At 73.7% G+C, this 24,127-nt stretch carries 12 protein-coding genes; 3 read left to right on the top strand and 9 right to left on the bottom strand.

Going from position 1 to position 24,127, the window contains the following annotated elements; all coding sequences use genetic code 11:
* Window positions 1-2: 2 nt before the first annotated feature.
* Window positions 3-1,538: a S8 family serine peptidase gene (locus ACFXHB_RS33650; protein ID WP_380578812.1), complete on the bottom strand. Its 1,536-nt coding sequence runs from the start codon at window positions 1,536-1,538 to the stop codon at window positions 3-5.
* A gap of 232 nt (window positions 1,539-1,770) precedes the next feature.
* Between ACFXHB_RS33650 and ACFXHB_RS33645 the strand changes: the two genes are divergently transcribed.
* Window positions 1,771-6,594 carry an ATP-dependent helicase gene (locus ACFXHB_RS33645; RefSeq protein WP_380578810.1) on the top strand — a complete coding sequence of 1,608 codons (4,824 nt, stop codon included), beginning with the start codon at window positions 1,771-1,773 and terminating at the stop codon, window positions 6,592-6,594.
* A 448-nt stretch (window positions 6,595-7,042) separates the two neighbouring features.
* Here ACFXHB_RS33645 and ACFXHB_RS33640 read toward each other — a convergent pair whose 3' ends face one another.
* The 8 genes from ACFXHB_RS33640 to ACFXHB_RS33605 form a co-directional block, all read right to left on the bottom strand.
* Window positions 7,043-7,411, bottom strand: a complete 369-nt coding sequence (locus ACFXHB_RS33640; RefSeq protein ID WP_380578808.1) for a helix-turn-helix domain-containing protein — start codon at window positions 7,409-7,411, stop codon at window positions 7,043-7,045.
* 385 nt (window positions 7,412-7,796) lie between these two features.
* Window positions 7,797-8,315 (bottom strand): CinA family protein, encoded by a 519-nt coding sequence (locus ACFXHB_RS33635; protein ID WP_380578806.1) that lies wholly within the window; start codon window positions 8,313-8,315, stop codon window positions 7,797-7,799.
* The gene (gene pgsA, locus ACFXHB_RS33630; RefSeq protein WP_380578804.1) at window positions 8,312-8,950 is read right to left on the bottom strand and encodes a CDP-diacylglycerol--glycerol-3-phosphate 3-phosphatidyltransferase; all 639 of its coding nucleotides are present in this window, start codon (window positions 8,948-8,950) and stop codon (window positions 8,312-8,314) included. The genes ACFXHB_RS33635 and pgsA overlap by 4 nt, the downstream gene beginning before the upstream one ends.
* Window positions 8,947-10,419, bottom strand: a complete 1,473-nt coding sequence (gene rimO / locus ACFXHB_RS33625; protein WP_380578802.1) for a 30S ribosomal protein S12 methylthiotransferase RimO — start codon at window positions 10,417-10,419, stop codon at window positions 8,947-8,949. The genes pgsA and rimO overlap by 4 nt, the downstream gene beginning before the upstream one ends.
* Before the next feature lie 96 nt (window positions 10,420-10,515).
* The gene (locus tag ACFXHB_RS33620; protein ID WP_380578800.1) at window positions 10,516-11,379 is read right to left on the bottom strand and encodes a helix-turn-helix domain-containing protein; all 864 of its coding nucleotides are present in this window, start codon (window positions 11,377-11,379) and stop codon (window positions 10,516-10,518) included.
* Window positions 11,380-11,654: 275 nt separating this feature from the next.
* The gene (locus ACFXHB_RS33615) at window positions 11,655-14,366 is read right to left on the bottom strand and encodes a DNA translocase FtsK (RefSeq protein ID WP_380578798.1); all 2,712 of its coding nucleotides are present in this window, start codon (window positions 14,364-14,366) and stop codon (window positions 11,655-11,657) included.
* A 123-nt stretch (window positions 14,367-14,489) separates the two neighbouring features.
* A complete protein-coding gene (locus ACFXHB_RS33610; protein WP_380578796.1) occupies window positions 14,490-15,125 on the bottom strand; it encodes a two-component system response regulator in 636 nt (211 codons plus the stop codon).
* Window positions 15,126-15,461: 336 nt separating this feature from the next.
* Window positions 15,462-20,069 carry a HAMP domain-containing protein gene (locus ACFXHB_RS33605; protein WP_380578845.1) on the bottom strand — a complete coding sequence of 1,536 codons (4,608 nt, stop codon included), beginning with the start codon at window positions 20,067-20,069 and terminating at the stop codon, window positions 15,462-15,464.
* A gap of 466 nt (window positions 20,070-20,535) precedes the next feature.
* On the opposite strand from ACFXHB_RS33605, the gene ACFXHB_RS33600 reads away from it, so the two are divergent.
* Together ACFXHB_RS33600 and ACFXHB_RS33595 are read left to right on the top strand one after the other, a co-directional pair.
* Window positions 20,536-23,103, top strand: coding sequence for a SpoIIE family protein phosphatase (locus ACFXHB_RS33600; RefSeq protein ID WP_380578794.1), 2,568 nt, complete (start codon window positions 20,536-20,538; stop codon window positions 23,101-23,103).
* A gap of 374 nt (window positions 23,104-23,477) precedes the next feature.
* Complete coding sequence (locus tag ACFXHB_RS33595; RefSeq protein ID WP_380578792.1) at window positions 23,478-24,041, top strand: acetate uptake transporter; 564 nt, start codon at window positions 23,478-23,480, stop codon at window positions 24,039-24,041.
* Window positions 24,042-24,127 lie beyond the last annotated feature (86 nt).

The following is a 24,127-nucleotide window of genomic DNA, read 5'->3' as shown; positions in this document are numbered from 1 at the left end:
GCTCAGTGCGGCAGCGTCAGCGTCCCCGCGCCGTAGTACTGGCGGTCGCCGCAGGCGTACGGGCCGGGCGGGCAGGCGGCGGCCGCGGTCGTGGCCAGCAGGGTGGCGAGCCGGTCCGAGCCCCAGTCCGGGTGGATCGCGGCGGCCACCGCGACCGCGCCGGTGACGTGCGCCGCCGCCATCGAGGTGCCGGCCAGCGCGGCGTACTGGCCGCCGGGCCAGTCGGAGACGACCGCGCCCTGCGGGCCGCCGTCCGGGTCCCCGCCGGGCGCGGCCAGCGAGACCCTTCCGCGCCCGTAGTTGGAGTACGCGGAGGGGTGGCCGTCCCGGTTGACGGCGGTCACCGTGACCACGCCGGGCAGTTCACCGGGCAGCCGGACGCACTCGGTGCCGAGGTAGCGGGTCCGGGCCGGGCCGGAGGTGCGGTCGTTGGGACTGCGGTCGTCGGTGCGGGCGGCCCCGAGGTCCTGCCCGTCGTTGCCGGCCGAGGCCACCACCACCGCGCCCTTGCGCCGGGCGTAGTCGACGGCCCGGGCGACGGCGGCGGTCAGGGCCGCCTGGTCGGCGTCCTCGGGGCAGTTGTACTTCCACGGGTCGGCGAAGTAGCTGTTGTTGACCGCCTTGGCGCCGTGGTCGGCCGCCCAGAGCATGCCGCAGACGATGTTCTCCGCGTAGTACTGCCCCAGCGGGCCGAGCAGCCGCACGGCGGCGATCCGGGCCCCCGGGGCGACCCCGCTGACGCCGTGGCCGTCCCGGGCGGCGCCGACGATCCCGGCGACGTGCGTACCGTGGCCGCTCTCGCCGACCCCGGGGTCGGGCCGCCAGGCGCCGGTCCGGGCGTCCGGGCGTCCGTCCGCGCAGGAGGCGGAACTCTTCGGATCGACGGCGGCGCGCAGGTCCGGATGGGTGTCGTCGACGCCGGAGTCGAGCACCGCGACCAGCACCCGGCGCATCGCGTCGGCGGAGGGCGTGCCGGGGGCCGCGACGGGGCCGCGGAGCAGGTCGGCCGTGGCGTCGCCGGGGGGGCCGCCGCCCGCGCCGAGCATCGCGAGGTTCCAGGCGTCGCGCTCGCCCGGGTCGGCCACGGTGGCGGTGGCGTCGTCCGCGCCGTCGCCGACCGCCCGGTCACCGCCGGCCCCCGCGCCGAAGTTCCCCGCGCCGTCCAGCGGGCGGGGCGGGCTCGGTACCGGGGTGGTCCTGGTGGCACCCACCGCGGCCACCCCGGGCCGGCCCCGGACCTTGTCCGCGAAGCCGCCGGCCGCGTAGGCCAGGACGGCGCCGATCTGCGGGTACTCCTGGACGACCGCGCCGCCGGCGGCGCGCGCCTCGGCGCCGGCGCCGGCGGCGCCGGCCGCGTCCTCCCGCTCGGCCAGCACCAGGTAGCTCAGGTACGCCCGGCCCGGCCCGGCCACGTAGGGGACGGCGCCGCCGACCACCAGCGCGGTGAGCAGCATCGCGAGCAGCGCCCGGACCGGACCGCGGGTGCGGCGCGCGGGGTCGTGCGCGGGACCGCTGCCGGCCGGGTGCGCCTGCGCCATCGCACGGTCTCCGCTCGTCGGTCCCGGTGGCCGCGGGAGGTCCGGCGATCACCGGGGGTCCGGCGGCCACGGGAGGATCTGATGTCCGGATTATCACCATATGAGCGGATTATCCTTTCTGCCTTCTCAGCGGCGCCCCGCCCGACCGGCCGGCAGCCCGGGCCCCGACCGCGTGCGCCGGCCCGGCGTCGCCCACCCGCCCGTTGTCAGTGGCACCCGGCACCATGGGGGCATGGCGCCGCAGACCCAGCCCCAGCCGCCCGCCGACCCGCTGGCCGGATTCGCCCCGGCCACCCGGGCCTGGTTCACGGGCGCCTTCCGCGCGCCCACCACCGCCCAGGCCGAGGCCTGGCACGCCATCGCGCGGGGGACGGACGTCCTGGTGGTGGCCCCCACCGGCTCCGGCAAGACGCTCGCCGCCTTCCTCTCCGCGCTGGACCACCTCAGCAGCACCCCGCCCCCCGCCGAGCCGAAGCGCCGTTGCCGGGTGCTCTACATCTCGCCGCTCAAGGCCCTCGCGGTCGACGTCGAGCGGAACCTGCGCGCCCCGCTGGCCGGCCTGCGCCAGGCCGCCGTCCGGCTCGGCCTGCCCGAGCCCGAGGTGCAGGTCGGCATCCGCTCCGGCGACACCCCCGCCGCCGACCGGCGCCGCTTCACCACCCACCCGCCGGACATCCTGATCACCACCCCCGAATCGCTCTTCCTGCTGCTCACCTCCGCCGCCCGGGAGTCGCTGCGCGGCATCGACACGGTGATCCTGGACGAGGTGCACGCCGTGGCCGGCACCAAGCGCGGCGCGCACCTCGCGCTGTCCCTGGAGCGGCTGGACGAGCTGCTGGAGCGCCCGGCCCGCCGGATCGGCCTGTCCGCCACCGTCCGGCCGGTCGAGGAGGTGGCCCGGTACCTCAGCCCGCAGCGCGGCGCCGTCGTCGTCCAGCCCGCCACCGACAAACGGTTCGACCTCACGGTGGTCGTCCCCGTCCCCGATCTGGACGACCTTCCGCCCGCTCCCGCCACCGGCGGCGCGGACACCGACCGCCCGGCCGGCGGCGCCTCGATCTGGCCGCACGTCGAGGAGCGGATCGTCGACCTCGTCCAGGCCCACCGCTCGACCATCGTCTTCGCCAACTCCCGCCGGCTCGCCGAGCGCCTCTGCAACCGGCTGAACGAGATCGCCTACGAACGCGCCGCCGGTGAGCCGCTGCCCGAGGCGCACTCACCCGCCCAGCTGATGGCCGAGTCCGGCGTCGCCAAGGGCGCCCCGCCGGTCATCGCCCGCGCCCACCACGGCTCGGTCTCCAAGGAGCAGCGCGCCCTGGTGGAGGAGGAGCTGAAGGCCGGCCGGCTGCCCGCCGTGGTCGCCACCTCCAGTCTGGAGCTCGGCATCGACATGGGCGCCGTCGAGCTGGTGGTCCAGGTCGAGTCACCGCCCTCGGTCGCCTCCGGCCTCCAGCGGGTCGGCCGGGCCGGCCACCAGGTCGGCGCCGTCTCCACCGGTGTCTTCTTCCCCAAGTACCGGGGGGACTTGGTGCAGTCCGCCGTGGTCACCGAGCGGATGCGGGCCGGCCGGATCGAGGCACTGCGCATCCCGCGCAACCCGCTGGACGTGCTCGCCCAGCAGCTCGTCGCCATGACGGCGCTGGACGACTGGCCGGTGGACGACCTGCTCGCCCTGGTCCGCCGGACCGCCCCGTTCGCGACCCTGCCGCAGTCCGCCTTCGACGCCGTCCTCGACATGCTGGCCGGCCGCTACCCCTCGGACGCCTTCGCCGAGCTCCGCCCCCGCCTGGTCTGGGACCGGGTGGCCGGCACCGTCACCGGCCGCCCCGGCGCCCAGCGGCTCGCCGTCACCTCCGGCGGCACGATCCCCGACCGGGGCCTGTTCGGCGTCTTCATCGCCGGCTCCGAGGCGGCCGACTCCAAGGCCGACTCCAAGGCCGGCCGGAAGGGCTCCGGCGGGAGACGGGTGGGAGAGCTGGACGAGGAGATGGTCTACGAGTCCCGCGTCGGCGACGTCTTCACCCTCGGCACCACCTCCTGGCGGATCGAGGAGATCACCCACGACAAGGTGCTGGTCACCCCGGCGCCCGGGGTCCCCGGCCGGCTCCCGTTCTGGAAGGGCGACACCCTCGGCCGCCCGCTCGAACTCGGCCGCGCGCTCGGCGCGTTCACCCGCGAACTCGGCGCCCTGGAGCCCGCGGCCGCCACCGCCCGGCTCCGGCAGGCCGGCCTCGACGACTGGGCCGCGGGGAACCTGCTCGACTACCTCGCGGAGCAGCGCACCGCCTGCGGCCACCTCCCCGACGACCGCACCATCGTGGTCGAGCGCTTCCGCGACGAGCTCGGCGACTGGCGGATCGTCATCCACTCCCCCTTCGGTGCCCAGGTGCACGCGCCCTGGGCCCTCGCGATCGGCGCCCGGCTGCGGGAGAAGCACGGCCTGGACCCGCAGGTCATGCACGCCGACGACGGCATCGTGCTCCGCCTGCCCGACGCCGACCTGCTCGACTTCCCCCCGGAGCGGACCACCGCACCGGACGACGCCCCGGTCGGCGCCGACGCCGCCCTGTTCGACTCCGGCGAGATCGAGCAGCTGGTCACCGACCAGGTCGGCGGCTCCGCCCTGTTCGCCTCCCGGTTCCGCGAGTGCGCCGGCCGCGCCCTGCTGCTCCCCCGGCGCAGCCCCGGCCGGCGGACCCCGCTCTGGCAGCAGCGCCAGCGCTCCGCGCAACTCCTGGAGGTCGCCGCCGAGTACGGCTCGTTCCCGATCGTCCTGGAAGCCGTCCGGGAGTGCCTCCAGGACGTCTTCGACGTCCCCGGCCTGGTCGAGCTGATGCGCGATCTGGAGTCCCGGGCCGTCCGTCTGGTCGAGGTCACCACACCCGAGCCCTCCCCGTTCGCCCGTTCGCTGCTCTTCGGCTACGTCGCCCAGTTCCTCTACGAGGGCGACTCCCCGCTCGCCGAGCGGCGGGCCGCCGCCCTCTCGCTCGACTCCCGGCTGCTCTCCGAGCTCCTCGGCCAGGCCGAGTTGCGCGAGCTGCTCGATCCGCGGGTCCTCACCGAGCTGGAGGCGGAGCTCCAGCGTCTGACCCCCGAGCGCCGGATCAAGGACGCGGAGGGTGTCGCCGACGCCCTGCGGCTGCTCGGTCCGCTCACCGAGGCCGAGCTGACCGCCCGCGGCGCCGAACCGCTCTGGGCGCTGGAGCTGGAGGCCGCCCGCCGGGTGATCGCGGTCCGGATCGCCGGTGAGCAGCACTGGGCCGCCGTCGAGGACGCCGGCCGGCTGCGCGACGCGCTGGGCACCCCGCTGCCGGTCGGTGTCCCCGAGGCCTTCACCGAGCCCGTCAAGGACCCGCTGGGCGATCTCCTCTCCCGGTACGCCCGCACCCACGGCCCGTTCACCGCCGTCGAGGCCGCCGCCCGCTTCGGCCTGGGCAGCGCGGTGGTCGCCGGCACGCTCCAGCGGCACACCGCCGCCGGCCGCCTGGTCCAGGGCGAGTTCCGGCCGCCCGACGCCCGCCACCCGGCCTCCGAGGGGCCGCGCACCGGCCCCGTCGACGCTCACCTCGCCGCCGTCGAGTGGTGCGACGCCGAGGTCCTGCGCCGGCTGCGCCGCCGCTCGCTGGCCGCCCTGCGCCAGGAGGTCGAGGCCGTCCCGCCGCGCGCGCTGGCCGCCTTCCTCCCGCAGTGGCAGCACCTGGCGGGCCACCGGCTGCGCGGCCCGGACGGCCTGCTCCGCGTGGTCGAGCAGCTGCAGGGGACGGCCCTGCCCGCCTCCGCCCTGGAGAAGCTGATCCTCCCGGCCCGGCTCGCGGACTACGCCCCGGGGCTGCTGGACGAGCTGATGGCAGCCGGCGAGATCGGCTGGGCCGGCGCCGGCGCCCTGCCCGGCAAGGACGGCTGGATCGGCCTGCACCTCGCCGAGAACGCCCATCTGCTGCGCCCGGAGCCCGTCCCGCCCGCCGTCACGCCCGTGCACACCGCGCTCCTGGAGGCACTGGCCGGCGGCTACGGGCTCTTCTTCCGCCAACTCGTCGCGCGGCTCCCCGACACCCCCGAGGCCGAGCTCGTCGAGGCCCTCTGGGACTTGGTCTGGGCCGGGTACGTCAGCAACGACACGCTCGCCCCGCTGCGCGCTCTGCTCGGCTCCGGCCGGACGGCCGGAGCCACCGCCCACCGGGCCCCCCGGGCCGCCCCGCGCGGGCGCTACGGCGGGGCGGGCCGCGCCTTCGGCCGGTCCGGCGGCGCCCTGCGCGGCGGGCCGCCGACGGTGGCCGGCCGCTGGTCGCTGCTGCCCGCCTTCGACGCCGATCCGACGGTCCGGGCCACCACCCGGGCACAGAGCCTGCTGGACCGGCACGGCCTGCTCACCCGCGGCGCGGTGGCGGCCGAACGGGTCCCGGGCGGCTTCGCCGGGGTGTACCGGGTGCTCGCCGCGATGGAGGAGCGCGGCCGGGCCCGCCGGGGGTACTTCGTGGAGGGGCTGGGCGGCGCCCAGTTCGCCATGGACGGCGCCGCGGACCGGCTGCGGTCCGTCAACGGGCGGCTGGAGCGGGCCCGGGCCGCCGAGTGGCCGGCCGGGCCGGCGGCCGAGCCGCCGCAGGTGCTGGTGCTGGCCGCCGCCGACCCGGCGAACGCCTACGGCGCGGCACTGCCCTGGCCCGACCCGCCGGGCGCCCCCGAGGCCGAGGCGGGCCGGGGAGCCGAGGCGGGCCGAGGGGCCGAAACGGGCAAGGCGTCCAAGGAGACGAGGGAGGCCAGGGAGGCCAGGGCGCACCGGCCCGGACGCAAGGCCGGCTCGCTGGTGGTCCTGGTCGACGGAGCGCTGGGCCTCTACATCGAGCGGGGCGGCAAGTCCCTGCTGGCCTGGCCCGAGGACGAGGCCACCCTCGCCGCGGCGACGGCCGCGCTGGCCTCGGCGATCCGCGCGGGGGCCCTCGGCAGCGTGACCGTCGAACGGGCCAACGGCCTGCCGGCCCTCGGCTCCGCGCTCGGGGACGCCCTGGAGGAGGCCGGCTTCCACGCCACCCCGCGGGGCCTGCGGCTGCGGCCCTGACCCGCGCCCGGCGACGACCGCCGACCGGGCCCGAGGGCCACCCACCGCCGGACACGGCGAAGGCCGCGAGCCGGGAGTCCCGTCTCGCGGCCTTCGCACCGCTTCACTCGTGTCACCCGATCGGAGGCTCCGCCTCCACCCGGGCCGTCGCCTCACCCGTTCGACGGCGAACCGGTCCGGTGGACCGCCAGTCCGCGTGCACCGGGATCAGACCGAGCCCCCACCCGCCGGCCGCGAGGAGCCCCAGCGCGACCCCGTCGGTGGGCTGTCCCCGGAGTACCAGCCAGCCGCCGAGACCACCCGCCAGGAGCGGCAGAAGCCGACGCACGGGCCGGGGCACCAGCCGCGCCGACCGTATTCGGGCCTCGGTGAACGCCGTTGCTGCTTTCCGCACGACCGGCCTCCTTCGCTCGCCCCGGGCACCAGGCGCCCGGGCGTCGAGGCCGGGTCAGGCGGCGACCACGTCCATCGCGGCGGTCTTGGGCGAGAGGTTCGCCCGGTCGGCGCCGGGGGCGGGCAGCGACACCGGTTCGAGCACCGGCCTCAGCAGTTCACCTTCGGAGAGGCTGGACATCGCCGCAAGTTCGGCGAGCGACAGTTCGTCGCTGACCTCGCGCATGACCTCGGACATCCGGACGTCGAGGGCGTCGCAGATCGCGGAGAGCAGCTCCGAGGAGGCCTCCTTCTGTCCCCGCTCGACCTCGGAGAGGTAACCGAGCGAAACCCTGGCAGCTGCCGACACCTCGCGAAGTGTGCGGCCCTGGCGCTGGCGCTGCCGACGCAGTACATCGCCCAGTAGGCGACGGAGCAGGATCATCGGTGCCTCCCTCCTCGGACTGCGGATCGAGATGTCACGCCCCCACCGTACCGCCTTGCCCGCTTCGCGTGCGGGGACCATGGTCGTGTTCACTCTGGGCTGCAAGGCTGTCCCCTCCCCTGTTTCGGTGCCGCACCAGGGCCCGCGGGCGCCTCGTCGCACCCTCCGTGCGGCACCCGGCCATCGCCACGCCACTCGTTCGCCACCTGGTTTCTGCCCAACCAGGACCACCGATCTAACACGATCCTCCAGCCACCTCATCCCCGTACGCGGGTTCGGCAGATCTCGGTTCGGTGGAGATCTGTCCGGACGAGCCCGCCCGGACACCGGGACGGAGCCGGACCGCGCCGTCGACGGGAGCGTCGCACGGCGGGTGGGCGGCGGGTCAGTGCGAGGCCGCCCCGGCCGCGAGCCGCCCGACGAGCAGCTCCAGAGCGGCGGTCACCGCCCCGTGACGGATTGTGGCACGGTCCCCCGACAGCCGCGGCGAACTGACCAGACTTCCCCCCGGACCGGCCACCGCGAGGTGTACGGTGCCCACCGGCTGCCCGTCCTGGGGCTCCGGCCCGGCCACCCCCGTGGTCGCGAGTCCGTACGTGGCCCCCAGCAGCCGCCGCACGCCCTCCGCCATCTGCCGGGCCACCAGCGGGTGAACCGGTCCGTGTACGGCCAGCAGGCCCTCGTCGACGCCGAGCACGGAGGCCTTCAGCTCGGTCGCGTACGCGGTGACCGATCCGCGGAAGGTCGCGGACGCCCCGGGGACGTCGACCAGCGCGGCGGCCAGCAGCCCGCCGGTGAGCGACTCCGCGACCGCCACCGTGCTGCCCTCCCCGCGCAGCGCGGCGTGCGCCTTCGACGCCGACTCGTGCTCCACCCCGGACCCCACCCCGTTCGCCTCCCTCACCGGCCCGCGTGCTCCGCGGCCAGCCCCTCACGGCGCAGGCGCAGCGCCTGCCCCACGTAGTCCAGCGCGGTCCCGACGGTCAGCAGCACCGCCAGCGCCATCAGCACGGCCCGGGCGGTGGCCAGCCAGCCGGTCAGCTCCAGCACGTACATGCCGACCGCGATGCCCTGGGTGAGCGTCTTCAGCTTGCCGCCCCGGCTGGCCGGGATGACCCCGTAGCGGATCACCCAGAACCGCATCAGGGTGATGCCCAGCTCGCGGGCCAGGATGACGATCGTGACCCACCACGGCAGGTCGCCCAGCACCGAGAGGCCGATCAGCGCGGCCCCCATGATCGCCTTGTCGGCGATCGGGTCGGCGATCTTCCCGAAGTCGGTGACCAGGCCCTTGCGGCGGGCCAGCTCGCCGTCGAACAGGTCGGTGATCATCGCGACCGCGAACGAGGCCCAGGCCACCGCGCGCCACTTGGGGTCGTGGCCGCCGTCCGCGAAGAGCAGCGCCACGAAGACCGGCACCAGCAGCAGCCGGAGCATCGTGAGCATGTTCGCGATGTTCCAGATCCCCGGCGCCGGCGGCGCCGCGGCCGCCGGTCTGCCCGGGTGAGCCGCGGCGGGGGCGCCGGGGCCCTTGGTCATTCCCCGGCTCCCGGGGCCTGCCGGACCCGGACCTGCTCCAGCGCCTCGGCGACCAGGTCGACACCCTCGCTGGCGACCACCCGGGCCCGGTAGAACCGGCCGACCTCCGGGTCCGTCACGCCGGTGAGCGTGGTGAGGCCGTCCGTCTCGGGCGCCTGGTGGGCGGCACGGCCCTCGACCAGGTCGCCGTCGACCGACTCGATCAGCACCTCGACCTCGGTGCCGATCCGCTGCTCGGCCCGCTGGGCGGTCATCTCCTCGGCCAGCCGGGAGAGCCGGTTCAGCCGGTCCGCCACCACGTCCTCGGGCAGCTTGCCGTCGAAGGTCGCCGCCTCGGTGCCGTCCTCGTCGGAGTAGCCGAAGACGCCGATCGCGTCCAGGCCGGCGTGCGTCACGAACCGCTCCAGCTCGGCGAAGTCCTCCTCGGTCTCGCCGGGGAAGCCGACGATGAAGTTGGAGCGGGCGCCGGCCAGCGGGGCCTTGCCGCGGATGGTCCCGAGCAGTTCGAGGAACTGGTCGGTGGAGCCGAAGCGCCGCATCCGGCGCAGCACCGCGGGCGCCGAGTGCTGGAAGGAGAGGTCGAAGTAGGGCACCACGTCGGCGGTGCCGGTCATCGCGTCGATCAGCCCCGGCCGCATCTCCGCCGGCTGCAGGTAGGAGACCCGGACCCGCTCGACGCCCTCGATCGCGGCGATCTCGGTGAGCAGCGTCTCCAGCAGCCGGATGTCACCGAGGTCCTTGCCGTAGGAGGTGTTGTTCTCGCTGACCAGCACCACCTCGCGGACGCCCTGCGCGGCCAGCCACTGGGCCTCCTGCAGCACGTCCGAGGGGCGGCGCGAGATGAACGAGCCGCGGAAGGCCGGGATGGCGCAGAAGGAGCACCGGCGGTCGCAGCCCGAGGCGAGCTTCACGGAGGCGACCGGGTTGTCGTCCAGCCGCTTGCGCAGGGTGCGCGGCCCGGAGGCCGGGGCGAGGCCCTCGGGCAGGTCCTCGGGGGCTCCGTGGCCCGGGAGGGCGACCTCGGCGGCGGCGGCCTGGCGCTCGACCGGGCTCAGCGGCAGCAGCTTGCGGCGGTCGCGCGGGAGGTGCGGGGCGTGGTGACCGCCGGAGAGGATGGTCTGCAGGCGGTCGGAGATGTCGGAGTAATCGTCGAAGCCGAGCACGCCGTCCGCCTCGGGCAGCGCGTCGGCGAGCTCCTTGCCGTAGCGCTCGGCCATACAGCCGACCGCGACGACGGCCTGGGTGCGGCCGTGCCCCTTGAGGTCGTTGGCCTCCAGCAGGGCGTCGACGGAGTCCTTCTTGGCGGCCTCGACGAAGCCACAGGTGTTGACGACGGCGACATCGGCGTCGGCGGCGTCGTCGACCAGCAACCAGCCATCGGCCTCCAGTCGCCCGGCGAGTTCCTCGGAGTCCACCTCGTTGCGGGCGCATCCGAGCGTGACAAGGGCGACAGTACGGCGTTCAGGCATAGGGCCAAGATTAACGCGCGGCCTCCGGTGCCGTTCGCCCCGGAGGCCACGCGCCTCGGATTACCAGATCTTCACCGGGGCGCACGGCCCCTGCGATCAGCCCGCCTGCGGGTCGCCGGGGGTGTACGTGACGTGCACCACCTGGCCGTTCTTCCCCGCCGGACCGAGGTCCTTGCCGTTGACGTACACGTGCACGGCCCCCGCGTTGCCGATCACCAACTTGATCTGCTTGGGGTCGGTGAAGGTCTGGTCCTGGCCTTCCTCGATGTTGTTCTGGAACAGCGACTTGCCGGTGCCGTCCAGTGCCGAGACCCAGCTGGTGTCCTTCTCGGCGACCAGCTTCACCGTGACCTTGTCGGCCGGTGCGGCCGCGATCGCCGCGGCGCTGGGCGCCGGGGCGGGCGGCTGGACACTGGGCGAGGCGGCGGGGGCGACCGAGCCGGTGCCGGAGCCGCTGGGCAGCGGCGCGCTGGCCGAGCCCGTGCTCGACCCGCCCGTCTTGCCGCTCACCAGGTTGAAGCCGATCAGGGCGACCACCGCGAAGATCGCGGCGACCATCGCGGCCGTCCAGTTCGGCCGGCCGCGGCCGGGCACCTTGATCGGTCCGCTGTCGATCAGCTGAGTGGGTCGCTTGCCGGCGGGGGCGCCGCCGTGCGCGGCGTCGTACCGCGCCACCAGTGCCTCACCGTCCACACCGACCGCACGGGCGATGGCGCGGATGTGGCCACGGGCGTAGAAATCGCCACCGCAGCGGGCGAAGTCGTCCTCCTCGATGGCATGCACGATCGGCACCCGGACCCGGGTGGCGGTACTCACCTGATCGACCGTGAGTCCGGCGTCGATCCGGGCGACGGACAGCACGCGGCCGATGCTCGGGGCATCTGCCGCGAGCTCCGCGGCGCCGGACAGCTCGGCGGACGACGGGGCGTTCTCGCGGTCGGGGGACTTGCCGATGGTCACGGGGCACGCCTTTCGAGCGGATGGCCACCTGCTGGAGAACAGTCTAGGGGCGGGGGTGGATCGTTTCTCAAGCGGAACAGGACCGAATGCGCACGCCCGCCCGAGTGGGGTTCCGATCGCCCGCTGAACGGCCGTCAGGGCGGGGCCGCCGTCGCCGGAGGCTGTTCCTTCCGCCCTGTGACGCGGTGCGCGCCCGATCGGTTCCGTACACCGCGCCTACCCTCCTCCGAACGAGTGAACACCCGGGGAGGGCGTGCTTCGTCAGGTGCGGCCGGTCAGCCGCGGATGCCGACGATGACCCCGTCCAGCTCGTCCGGCTTCACCAGCACGTCGCGGGCCTTGGAGCCCTCGCTCGGGCCGACGATGCCGCGCGACTCCATCAGGTCCATCAGCCGGCCCGCCTTGGCGAAACCGACCCGAAGCTTGCGCTGGAGCATGGAGGTGGAGCCGAACTGGGTGGAGACGACCAGCTCGGCGGCCTGGATCAACAGGTCCAGATCGTCGCCGATCTCCTCGTCGATCTCCTTCTTCGGCCCGCCGCCGACCGTCACGTCGTCCCGGTAGACCGCCGTCAGCTGGTCCTTGCAGTGCTGGACGATCGCGGCGATCTCCGCCTCGGTGACGAACGCGCCCTGCATCCGGACCGGCTTGCTGGCGCCCATCGGGAGGAAGAGCGCGTCGCCCTTGCCGATCAGCTTCTCGGCACCCGGCTGGTCCAGGATGACCCGGGAGTCGGCCATCGCCGAGGTGGCGAACGCCAGCCGGGACGGCACGTTGGCCTTGATCAGTCCGGTCACCACGTCCACCGAGGGCCGCTGGGTGGCCAGCACCAGGTGGATGCCGGCCGCCCGGGCCAGCTGGGTGATCCGGACCACCGAGTCCTCGACGTCGCGCGGGGCGACCATCATCAGGTCGGCCAGCTCGTCGACGATCACCAGCAGGTACGGGTACGGGGTCAGCTCGCGCTCGCTGCCGAGCGGCGCGGTCACCTTGCCGGCCTTCACGGCCGCGTTGAAGTCGTCCACGTGGCGGAAGCCGAAGGCGGCGAGGTCGTCGTAGCGCAGGTCCATCTCGCGCACCACCCACTGGAGGGCCTCGGCGGCCTTCTTGGGGTTGGTGATGATCGGCGTGATCAGGTGCGGGATGCCCTCGTACGCCGTCAGCTCGACCCGCTTGGGGTCCACCAGCACCATCCGCACCTCGTCCGGGGTGGCCCGGGCCAGCACCGAGGTGATCAGGCAGTTGATGCAGGACGACTTGCCCGCGCCGGTCGCGCCGGCCACCAGGATGTGCGGCATCTTGGCGAGGTTGGCCATCACGGTGTGGCCCTCGACGTCCTTGCCCATGCCGACCACCATCGGATGGGTGTCCTCGGCGGCCGTGCGCGAGCGCAGCAGGTCCCCGAGGTTGACCATCTCGCGGTCCCGGTTGGGGATCTCGATGCCGACCGCCGACTTCCCCGGGATCGGGCTGATGATCCGCACGTCCGGGCTGGCCACCGCGTACGCGATGTTCTTGCCGAGCGCGGTGATCCGCTCCACCTTGACGGCCGGGCCCAGCTCGACCTCGTACCGGGTGACCGTCGGCCCCCGGGTGAAGCCGGTGACCTTGGCATCCACCTTGAACTCGGCGAAGGTGCCCGTGAGCTGGGCCACCACCTCGTCGTTGAGGGCGCTGCGGGCCTTCGCGGGGCCGCCGCGCTCCAGCAGGTCGAGCGGGGGGAGCGAGTAGGTGATGTCGCCGGAGAGCTGGAGCTGCTCCATCCGCACCGGCGCCGGACCGTGCTCCTCGGGGGCGGCCGGCCCGCCGCCGCTGCGGGCCGGCGGGACGGCGGCCTCCTCCGGCACGGCGGTGCGGTCCTGCACCTGGTGCATCATGTCCGCGACCGCCGAGGAGGCGGGCACGCCGTAGACCAGCGCGCCGTCCAGGTCGGCGGCGGCACCGGCGGCGAGGTCCCGGGTGGCGTACGGGTCCTCCGGCTCGGTGCCGAACGGGTCCTTGGTGAGCATGTCGGGCACGCCGGAGGACAGCTCGGGGTCGTCCAGTTGCTTGCGCCGGCGGCGGCGCCGGCGGGCCGCGACCTCGTCCGACGGGGAGTCGCCGTCGGCCTCCACGGTGAACGGCAGGGCCGCGGGGTCCGCGTCCTCCGGCGGCTCGGTGGAGAACTCGCGCTCCGGCGCACGCCCCTCGGCGAACGCGTCCTGCGGGCCGGGCTCGACCACGCCGAGCCGCACCCCGGCGGCGCGCAGCCGCTCGGGGATCCGGTTGACCGGGGTCGCGGTGGTCACCAGCAGGCCGAAGAAGGCCAGCAGCAGGAGCAGCGGCACCGCGAGCGGCGGTCCGGCCGCGGCCATCATCGGGGTGGAGACGGCCCAGCCGACGATGCCGCCGGCCGCCCTTATCCGGGTCGCGCCGCTGCCCATCATGGGCGCGCCGCACCCGATGTGGACCAGTCCGAGCACACCGACCACCAGCGCGCTCAGACCGATCATGATCCGCCCGTTGGCCTCCGGCAGCTCCGGGTGGCGCATCAACCGGATCGCGACCGCCGCCAGCAGGAACGGCACCAGCACGTCCAGGCGACCGAAGAGTCCGGAGACCACGTTGGTGGCCGCCTCGCCGAGCCAGCCCTGCGGGCTGAACCAGGTACCGGCGGCGGTGACCAGCGCGAGCGCCAACAGCAGCAGCCCGATGCCGTCCTTGCGGTGCGCCGGGTCCAGGTTCTTGGCGCCGTCGCCGAAGCCCCGGAAGACCGCGCCGACCGCGTGCGCCAGACCGAGCCAGACGGCCCGGACGGCCCGGAAGAGTATCGGCCTCGGCGCCGGCGGGGCGGGCGGCGCGGGCTTGGCCGCCGCCTTCTTCGCCGGGGCGGCCTTCTTGGCGGCCGCCTTCTTCGCGGCCGGCTTGGCCGGAGCCTTCGCCGCGGCCTTCTTGGACGGGCCCGGACTCGAGTTGCGTGCCGCGCTTCCGGGCGTACGTGTGGCCATGGCTCAGCAGCCTACCGGGGCCGACCACCTGTGCACATGCGCCGAGCCGGGGTGCCCCGACGTGTCGCAGACACACCGTCACACCGGTCCGGTTTCACCCGGACGGGTGATCGCGGGCCGCCGCTACTCCACTCCGGGGCGCAGCGCGTCCAGCGCCCGCCGCAGACCCGCCAGCTTGCGCTCCAGGTGCACCGCGGTGGCGGCCACCCCGCCGTCCTCGGTGCCGTCCAGCTGCTTGACGAGCGCCTCGGCCTGCTCCTCCACCGATGCCAGCCGCGCCGACAGCTCACCGAGCAGCGCACCGCCGATGGCCGGCTGCTCGCCGCCTGCCTCCAGTTGCAGCCGCAGCAGCGCGGCCTGCTCCTTGAGCTGGCAGTTCTTCATGTAGAGGTCGACGAAGACGGAGACCTTGGCGCGCAGCACCCACGGGTCGAAGGGCTTGGAGATGTAGTCCACCGCGCCCGCCGCGTAGCCGCGGAAGGTGTGGTGCGGCCCGTGGTTGAGCGCGGTCAGGAAGATGATCGGGATGTCCCTGGTGCGCTCGCGCCGCTTGATGTGGGCGGCCGTCTCGAAGCCGTCCATCCCGGGCATCTGGACATCCAGCAGGATCACCGCGAAATCGTCGGTGAGCAGCGCCTTGAGCGCCTCCTCGCCGGAGGCCGCGCGCACCAGCGTCTGGTCCAGCGCCGAGAGGATCGCCTCCAGCGCCAGCAGGTTCTCCGGCCGGTCGTCGACCAGGAGGATCTTCGCCTTCTGCATTAGGGCCCGCCCTCCTGTCGCCTGCCTGCCTGGGGAAGGCACTCGCACACTGCCCACCACTACCCCGGTCATGCTAGCCGCACCCCCTCGCCCGGCACATCGCCCCGTCGCAACCTGATCCGGGGCAACGCGCACCCAGTGCCCCGGCGCACGCTCACCAGCGAGTTGCCATCCGGTCACTGTTCGCAACGATCGGTGACCCTACCCGGTTCCCGCCCCTCCCCGCCAGCAAACCGCGCCCCGAAAGGCGCGAACCCCGGAGCGGGCTCCGGGGTTCGCGCCCCCGGCCTCGGTGGAACACCGTGCCCGGGGCATCGCGGCTCGTCGACGAAGGACCTAGTCCTTCCGCGCCGTCAGCCACTCCTGCATCACGGTCAGCAGGTGGTCGGTCTCGACCGGCTTGGTGATGTGGTCGGTGGCACCGGCCTCCAGGGACTTCTCCCGGTCGCCCTTCATCGCCTTGGCCGTCAGCGCGATGATCGGCAGCCCGGCGAACTGGGGCATCCGGCGGATCGCCTCGGTCGTCGCGTACCCGTCCATCTCCGGCATCATGATGTCCATCAGGACCAGCGCGACGTTCTCGTGCTGCTCCAGCATCTCGATGCCCTCACGGCCGTTCTCGGCGTACAGGACGGTCAGGCCGTGCTGTTCCAGGACGCTGGTGAGCGCGAACACGTTGCGGACGTCGTCGTCGACGATCAGCACCTGCTGGCCGTCGAAGCGGATGTCCGTCCGGGAGGGTTGGCGGGCCGCCTGGCCGCCGACCGGCAGCCGGCCCTCGACGGGGGCCTCCAAGGCGGCGCGGCGGCGCTCGACGGCACCGCGGCGGCGCTCCTCGGCCAGTTCGCGGACCTCCTGGGCCCAGTGGTCGGCCGGGTTCTCGCCGACCGGGACGGGCGTGCCGGCCGGGGTCACCCCGACCGAGGCGCGGACCGTCGGGGCGTTCGGCCCGGACGGCGGGGCGATCTCCCCGGCCTCGGTGCGCAGCGGCAGGTACAGGGTGAACGTGGAGCCCCTGCCCAGCTCGCTCTCGGCGTGGATCTCGCCGCCGAGCAGGCGCGCGATCTCCCGGCTGATCGAGAGCCCGAGGCCGGTGCCGCCGTACTTGCGGCTGGTGGTGCCGTCGGCCTGCTTGAAGGCCTCGAAGATCTCCCGGAGCTTGTTCTCGGGGATGCCGATGCCCGTGTCGGAGACCGAGAAGGCGATCAGCGGGTCGTCCGGCCCCTTGATCGCGCCGGCCTCCAGCAGTCGCTCCCGGACGTGCTGCGGGACGTCGGGGCCGGCCGGGCTGATCGAGAAGTCCACCGCACCGGAGTCCGTGAACTTGACCGCGTTGGAGATCAGGTTCCGCAGCACCTGCTGGAGCCGTTGCTCGTCGGTGTGCAGGGTGACCGGCAGCGCCGACGAGACCCGGACGGCGAAGTCCAGGTTCTTGTCCAGCGCGACCGGCTGGAAGGTGGCCTCCACGTAGTCGACCAGCTGGACCAGGGCGATCCGGGCCGGGCGGACGTCCATCTTGCCCGCCTCGACCTTGGAGAGGTCCAGGATGTCGTTGATCAGCTGGAGCAGGTCGGACCCGGCACCGTGGATGGTGTCGGCGAACTCGACCTGCTTGGGCGAGAGGTTGCCCTCGTTGTTGTCGGAGAGCAGCTTGGCAAGGATCAGCAGCGAGTTGAGCGGGGTGCGCAGCTCGTGCGACATGTTGGCGAGGAACTCGCTCTTGTAGCGGGAGGCCAGCGCCAGCTGCTCGGCGCGCTCCTCCAGGACCTGCCGGGCCTCCTCGATCTCGCTGTTCTTGATCTCGATGTCGCGGTTCTGCTGGGCGAGCTGCTCGGCCTTCTCCTGCAACTCCTCGTTGGTCCGCTCCAGTTCCTCCTGGCGCGCCTCCAACTCGGCCGACCGCATCGAGAGTTCGGCGGTCAGCCGCTGGGACTCCAGCAGCAGCCCCTCGGTCTTGGTGTTGACGCTGATGGTGTTGACCGTGACGCCGATCAGGTCGGCGATCTGGTTGAGGAAGTCCAGCGCGACGGTGGTGAAGGAGCTGAACGTGGCCAGCTCGATCACGCCCAGCAGCCGGCCCTCGAACAGCACCGGCAGCACCACGATGTGGGCCGGAGAGGCCTCGCCCAGCCCGGACGCGATCTTGAGGTACCCGGGCGGGGCCTCCTTGAGGATGATCGAGCGCTTCTCCACCGCCGCCTGGCCGATCAGCGACTCGCCGGGGCGGAAGGTGGTCGGCATCGCCCGCCGCTGGTAGCCGTAGCTGCCGATCAGCCGCAGCACGGTGTCGTTCTCGTCGTCGTCCTCGGTGATCAGCTCGGCGGTGCGGCCGGCCGGCTGGGCCAGGAAGAACGCGCCGTGCTGGGCCGAGACCACCGGGGTCAGCTCGGTCATGATCAGCGAGGCGACCGCCTCCAGGTCGCGGCGGCCCTGCAGCAGACCGGAGATCCGGGCCAGGTTGGTCTTCAGCCAGTCCTGTTCCTGGTTGGTCCGGGTGGTCTCGCGCAGGTTGGCGATCATCTGGTTGATGTTGTCCTTGAGCTCGTCGAGCTCACCGGACGCGTCCACGTCGATCCGCAGCGAGAGGTCACCCCTGGTCACCGCGGTGGCGACCTGCGCGATCGCGCGCACCTGCCGGGTCAGGTTGTTGGCCAGCTCGTTCACCGACTCGGTGAGGTCCTGCCAGGTGCCGTCCACCCCGGGCACCCGGGCCTGCCCGCCGAGCCGCCCGTCGGTGCCCACCTCACGGGCCACCCGGGTCACCTCGTCGGCGAACGACCCCAGCTGGTCGACCATGATGTTGATGCTGGTCTTGAGCTCCAGGATCTCGCCGCGCGCGTCCACGTCGATCTTCTGCGACAGGTCGCCGCGCGCCACCGCCGTGATCACCAGCGCGATGTTGCGGACCTGACCGGTCAGGTTGTTCGCCATCAGGTTGACGTTGTCGGTCAGGTCCTTCCAGATGCCGGCCACGCCCGGTACCCCGGCCTGGCCGCCCAGGATGCCGTCGGTGCCCACCTCGCGGGCCACCCGGGTGACCTCCACCGCGAAGGCGGAGAGCTGGTCGACCATCGTGTTCAGGGTGCCGGCCAGCGCCGCCACCTCGCCCTGCGCCTCGATGGTGATCTTCTTGGAGAGGTCGCCGCTGGCCACCGCGGTGGCGACCTCGGCGATGTTGCGCACCTGACTGGTCAGGTTGGAGGCCATGAAGTTGACGTTGTCGGTCAGGTCCTTCCAGATGCCCGACACCCCGCGCACCCGGGCCTGGCCGCCCAGGATCCCCTCGGTGCCCACCTCGCGCGCCACCCGGGTCACCTCGTCGGCGAACGCCGAGAGCTGGTCGACCATGGTGTTGACGGTGGTGACCAGCTCCAGGATCTCGCCGCGGGCGTCCACGGTGATCTTCTTGGAGACGTCCCCGCGCGCGACCGCCGTGGTCACCTCCGCGATGTTGCGGACCTGGCTGGTCAGGTTGTTGGCCATCAGGTTGACGCTGTTGGTCAGGTCCTTCCAGGTGCCGGAGACCCCCGGCACGCTCGCCTGACCGCCGAGGATGCCCTCGGTGCCGACGTCCCGGGCGACTCTGGTCACCTCGTCCGCGAAGGCCCCCAGCTGGTCCACCATCGTGTTGATGGTGTTCTTCAGTTCGAGGATCTCGCCCCGCGCGTCGACCTGGATCTTCTGCGACAGGTCGCCCTTGGCCACCGCGGTCGTCACCTGCGCGATGTTGCGCACCTGATCGGTGAGGTTGTTCGCCATGAAGTTGACGTTGTCGGTGAGGTCCCGCCAGACCCCGGCCGCGCCGGGCACCTGCGCCTGACCGCCGAGGCGGCCCTCGGTACCGACCTGGCGGGCCACCCGGGTCACCTGCTCGGCGAAACCGGAGAGCTGGTCCACCATCGTGTTGATGGTGTTCTTCAGCTCCAGGATCTCGCCCCGCGCGTCGACCTCGATCTTCTGCGACAGGTCTCCGCGCGCCACCGCCGTGGTCACCTGCGCGATGTTGCGCACCTGGCCGGTGAGGTTGTCGGCCATGAAGTTCACCGAGTCGGTGAGGTCCCGCCAGACCCCCGCGACGCCCGGCACCTGCGCCTGACCGCCGAGGCGGCCCTCCGTCCCCACGTCCCGGGCGACGGTGGTGACCTGCGCGGCGAAGCCGTTGAGCTGGTCCACCATGGTGTTCACGGTGTTCTTCAGTTCGAGCATCTCGCCGGCCACCTCGACCGTGACCTTGCGCGACAGGTCGCCCTTGGCCACCGCCGTGGTCACCTGCGCGATGTTGCGCACCTGCGCGGTCAGCCGGCCGGCCATCGTGTTGACCGAGTCCGCCAGGTCCTTCCAACTGCCCGAGACGCTGCGCACCTTGGCCTGGCCGCCCAGCTTGCCCTCGGTACCGACCTCGCGGGCCACCCGGGTCACCTCGTCGGTGAACTCCGACAGCTGGTCCACCAGCCCGTTGACCGTCCGGCCGATCTTCAGGTACTCGCCGCGCAGCGGGTGGCTCACCCCGTTGCTGTGCAGCGAGCGCAGTTCCATCTTCTGGTCCAGGTCGCCCTCGGCGATCGACGCCAGCACCCGGCCGACCTCGGCCATCGGCCGGGCCAGATCGTCGATCAGCGCGTTGCAGTTGTCGACGGCGGCCATCCAGGCGCCCTCGCCGGCGCCGGTCTCCAGCCGCTCGTTCAGCCGGCCCTCACGCCCCACCGCACGCCGGACCCTGGCCAGTTCGCCGGTCAGGTGCTGGTTGCGCTCGGCGACCTCGTTGAACACCGCGGCGATCTCGGCCAGCGGGCCGTCACCCGGCACCGTCAGCCGGCGCCGGAAGTTGCCGTCGCGCATCGCGGTCAGCGCGGCCAGCAGCTTGCGCAGTTCGGCCGGCTCCGCCCCCCGACCGTGGTTCGCTCGCCGGCCGGCCGCGCTCCGCGGCGCGGCCCCGGACCGCACACCACGCTGGGCGGGCGGCGTCGTACCGGTTGCGTCCTTGGTGGCCGAACTCAACGGGCCCCTCCCAGATCGTGAACTGTCCGGTGCCCTCCGTGCCCCGTTTTCGGGGCGCGAAGCAGCACCGGCCCGGCGCATCAGCGTCCCGGTGACCTGGCGGCCCGCCGGAACCCGCATCGACCGTACTGCTCCCACGGGCGTCACGGACCCCCCAGTCTGGCAGCACAGGCGCCGGGTATACGGCCGGTTGCGCTCGGTTGGTACCGCCCCAGCCGAAACAGGTGGGCAGAATCACCCTCAGGTGCCTGTTTCGACGCCCCGCCCCCACGGGGAACCAACCGGAAAGTAGGGTGGAGCGCTGCACCGGGCCACGACCCGACCCAGCGCCGCCGCTCACCCCGCCGGCGCACACGGGGAAGTCGGCGCCGCACCCGGACAGCCAGGGCCAGAGCAGAGGAGAAGTGGCAACGTGGTCACCGCGCGCGCAGCCGCCACCTTCGAACCCGTCGGCCGGTCGGCCTCGGCCGCCCGTTCCTTCGTCCGGGACGCGTTGCTGGGCTGGGGCCTGCCCGAAATCGTCGACGACGCGGTGGTGCTGGTCAGCGAACTCGTCACCAACGCCGTCGTGCACGCCGGTACCGCCGCCGAGGTCTGTTGCCTGCGCGAGGAGGAGACCGTCCGGATCGAGGTCACCGACCACCACCCCGAACGCGGCCTGCCGTCCTTCGCCGACGTCCCCGTCACCGCCTCCGAGCGCTACGCCGACCCCGACGGTGAAGGCGGCCGCGGCCTGCTGATGTGCTCCGCCCTCGCCGAGCGCTGGGGCGTCGAGTACTCGGCCGGCCGCAAGACCGTCTGGTTCCGGCTCGCGCTGCCCGCCCACACCACCGGGACCCGCTACGCCGTCCCCGCCACCCCCGGCAGCGAGCTGCCCAGCAGCGCCGGCCCGGTCCACGTCGCGGTGGTCCAGCTCGACGACGACGGCCGGGTGCTCGCCTGGAACCCGGACGCCGAGGCGCTCTTCCAGCACCCCGCCGACAGCGTGCTCGGCCGCCCCTGGGCCGACCTGGCCGTCTGGCCGCAGGGCCCCGGTACCGGCCTCGGCCTCGGCCTGGCCGCGACCCTCCGGCTGGCCCGCTGGGAGGGCAGCTACGGCCTGCGCCACGCCGACGGCCGGACCGTCGAGGTCTACGGCCTGCAGGTCCGCATCCGCGACACCGAGGGCATCCCCTCCACGCTCTGCCTGCTCGTGCTCGAACCCGACCGCGCGGTGCTCCGCTCCCCCGCCCGGGCCCTGCCCGGCGACAAGCCCGACCCGACCGGGTCCCGGCTCGACCTGCTCGCCGGCCCCACCGCCACCGACGACCTGGACACCCTGCTCCAGCGCACCGTCGAACGCGCCCGGGACCTGCTCGACGGCGACGCCGCCTACCTGCTGCTCACCACCGACGACGAGACCGAGTTCGAGGTCCGCGCCGCCACCGGCCTCTCCTCCGGCCACCGCCACCACAGCCGCTTCCCCGTCGACACCGGCAACCGCTACGACTCGGCCCGTCTGCCGTCGGTCCACGAGGACCTCGCCACCCGGCCCACCGGCCTGCCGGTGCTGAGCGACAGCGGCATGCGCTCGCTGCTCACCGTCCCGCTCAAGGTCGAGGGCCGGCTGATCGGCTCGCTGGGCATCGCCACCGCCGTGCCGGGCCGCTACGACAACGAGGACGCGCTGCGCCTGCAGTTCGCCGCCGACCGGGTCGCCCTGGCCATCGAGAGCACCCGGCTCACCGAGCTGGAACGGCTGCGCCGGGGCTCGCTCTCCTTCCTGGTCGAGGCCTCCGACCTGCTGGCCGGCACCCTGGAACACGAGCAGACGCTCGCCCTGATGGCCCAGATGGCCGTGCCCACCCTCGCCTCCTGGTGCGCCGTCTACACCAACGGCGACCACGGCGCCCCCGCCTCGCTCGCCTTCGTGCTGCACGAGGACGAGGACCGCATCGACCCGCTGCGCGACCTGCTCGACAAGACCGCCGCCCCGGACTCCGGGCCCACCCACGGCGCCCGGTTCTGGGCCGCGCCGGCCGAGGCCGCGCGAGCCGGCGGACTGACCGAGAACCCCGAACTCTCCGGTCTGCTCGGCGAGACGGTGGTCCTGCCGCTGGCCGCCCGGAACCGGGTCATCGGCCTGCTCGCGCTCGGCGTCCCGGCCGGAGTGAGGTTCCGCCAGGAGATCCTGGAACTCGCCGAGGACCTCTCCCGCCGCGCCGCCCTCGCGCTCGACAACTCCCGCCTCTACTCCGAGCGCACCGCCACCAGCCAGGCACTGCAACGCAGCCTGCTCCCGCCGGACCTGCCCGAGATCCCGGGCGTCGAGGTGGACGTCTACTACCAGGCCGCCGGCGAGGGCAACGAGGTCGGCGGCGACTTCTACGACCTCTTCACCATCCGCGAGGGCACCTACGGCTTCGCCATCGGCGACGTCTGCGGGACCGGCCCCGAGGCCGCCTCCGTCACCGGCCTGGCCCGGCACTCGCTGCGACTGCTCGCCCGCGAGGGCCTGGACGCCCCACAGGTCCTCAGCCGGCTCAACGCGGCCATCCTGGACGAGGGTTCGCGCAGCCGCTTCCTCACCCTGCTCTACGGTGAGCTCACGCCCCGGGCGGACGGCAGCACCGAGCTGTCGATGGTCTGCGCCGGCCACCCGCTGCCGCTGCGCCTGCGCACCGACGGCCAGGTCGACCGGGCCGCCACCCCACAGCCGCTGCTCGGTGTGATGGAGGAACTCGACCTGACCGCCGAGCACTTGGTGCTCGCCCCCGGCGAGGTCCTGCTGTGCGTCACCGACGGCGTGACCGAGCGCCGCGAGGGCCGGCGGATGCTGGGCGACGACGGCCTGGCCGAAGTCCTCACCGGCTGTACCGGGCTGACCGCCGGCGCGGTGGCGCTGCGGGTCCAGCGGGCGGTCGAGCGCTTCGCCCCGGAGCCGCCGTCGGACGACATGGCGATCCTCACCCTGCGGGTGCCCACCCAGCGCCAGGGCTGATCCGGTCCGCCCACCGGGCGGGCGCGCTTCGAGCGACCGGAATCTCCCGGGACCGCCGGGACCCGGCCGCGGTTGAACGGCTCTGCCCGACTACGGCCCCTCGGCCGGCCGACCGTGAGCGTTCCACAGCTGACGGCGCCACAAATTGTGTGATTCACAAGGGTACAAGCTGGTTCGGCCGGGTAGACCGATCTCACCGGGGAATCCCCCGGCGGGGACACGACCAGCAGGTCTCACGCTGGCCCGTCATTCTGACCGCAGCCGTCGCACGCTCCTGCCGTGCGCCCTCGGCGCGGTCGCGCGCATCCACCTCATCGAACATCCTCCTGCGGTTCACAGCGCCCTGCGCGCGCCCAGAGTGAAAGGAGCCTCCGGTGAGCAACGACGCTACCGGGGCACAGAACGCCCGCTCCACCGGAGCCGACGCGGGGAACCTCGGTTACCTCGCCCTCGGCCTGACTCTCCTCGCCTACGGCCTCCTCTCCACTGGCATCTTCAGTGGCACCGGAGCCGGCGACTCGGCCCATCTCGCCCACCTCCTCGGCGGCCTCACCCTGTTCATCGCCGGCCTCTGGCAGCTCCGCAACGGCGAGGGCTTCACCGGCACCGCCTTCACCAGCCTCGGTGCCTTCTGGGCCACCTGGTCCGCCGCCGGCGGCGCCGGCAAGAACGCGGCGGGCCTGTTCCTGCTCCTGTGGGCCCTGCTCGCCCTCACCCTCACGGCGGCAAGCTGGAACGCCGGCCTGTTCAGCCGTGCGGTGTACGGCCTGCTGACGGTCTCCCTGGTGCTCTCCGCCATCGCGACCTTCAGCACCACCGGCGGCCTCGCCAAGTTCGCCGGCTGGGTCGCGGCGGCCTCCGGGCTGGTCGCCTGGTACTGGGCCACCGCGGCGCTGACCAACAGCGCGTGGGGCCGGGCCGCACTGCCGGTCAAGTAGGCAGCACCCGACGCCGGAACGCCGGTGGGCCGGACCACCCCCCGCGGGGGGGGGCGGGCCCCCCGCCCGCGGGCGGCGCCCCGGGC

The sequence above is a fragment of the Kitasatospora sp. NPDC059327 genome (assembly GCF_042752535.1).
In the GTDB taxonomy this organism is placed as follows: Bacteria; Actinomycetota; Actinomycetes; order Streptomycetales; family Streptomycetaceae; genus Kitasatospora.
This window is presented reverse-complemented; position numbering and strand designations above follow the sequence as displayed.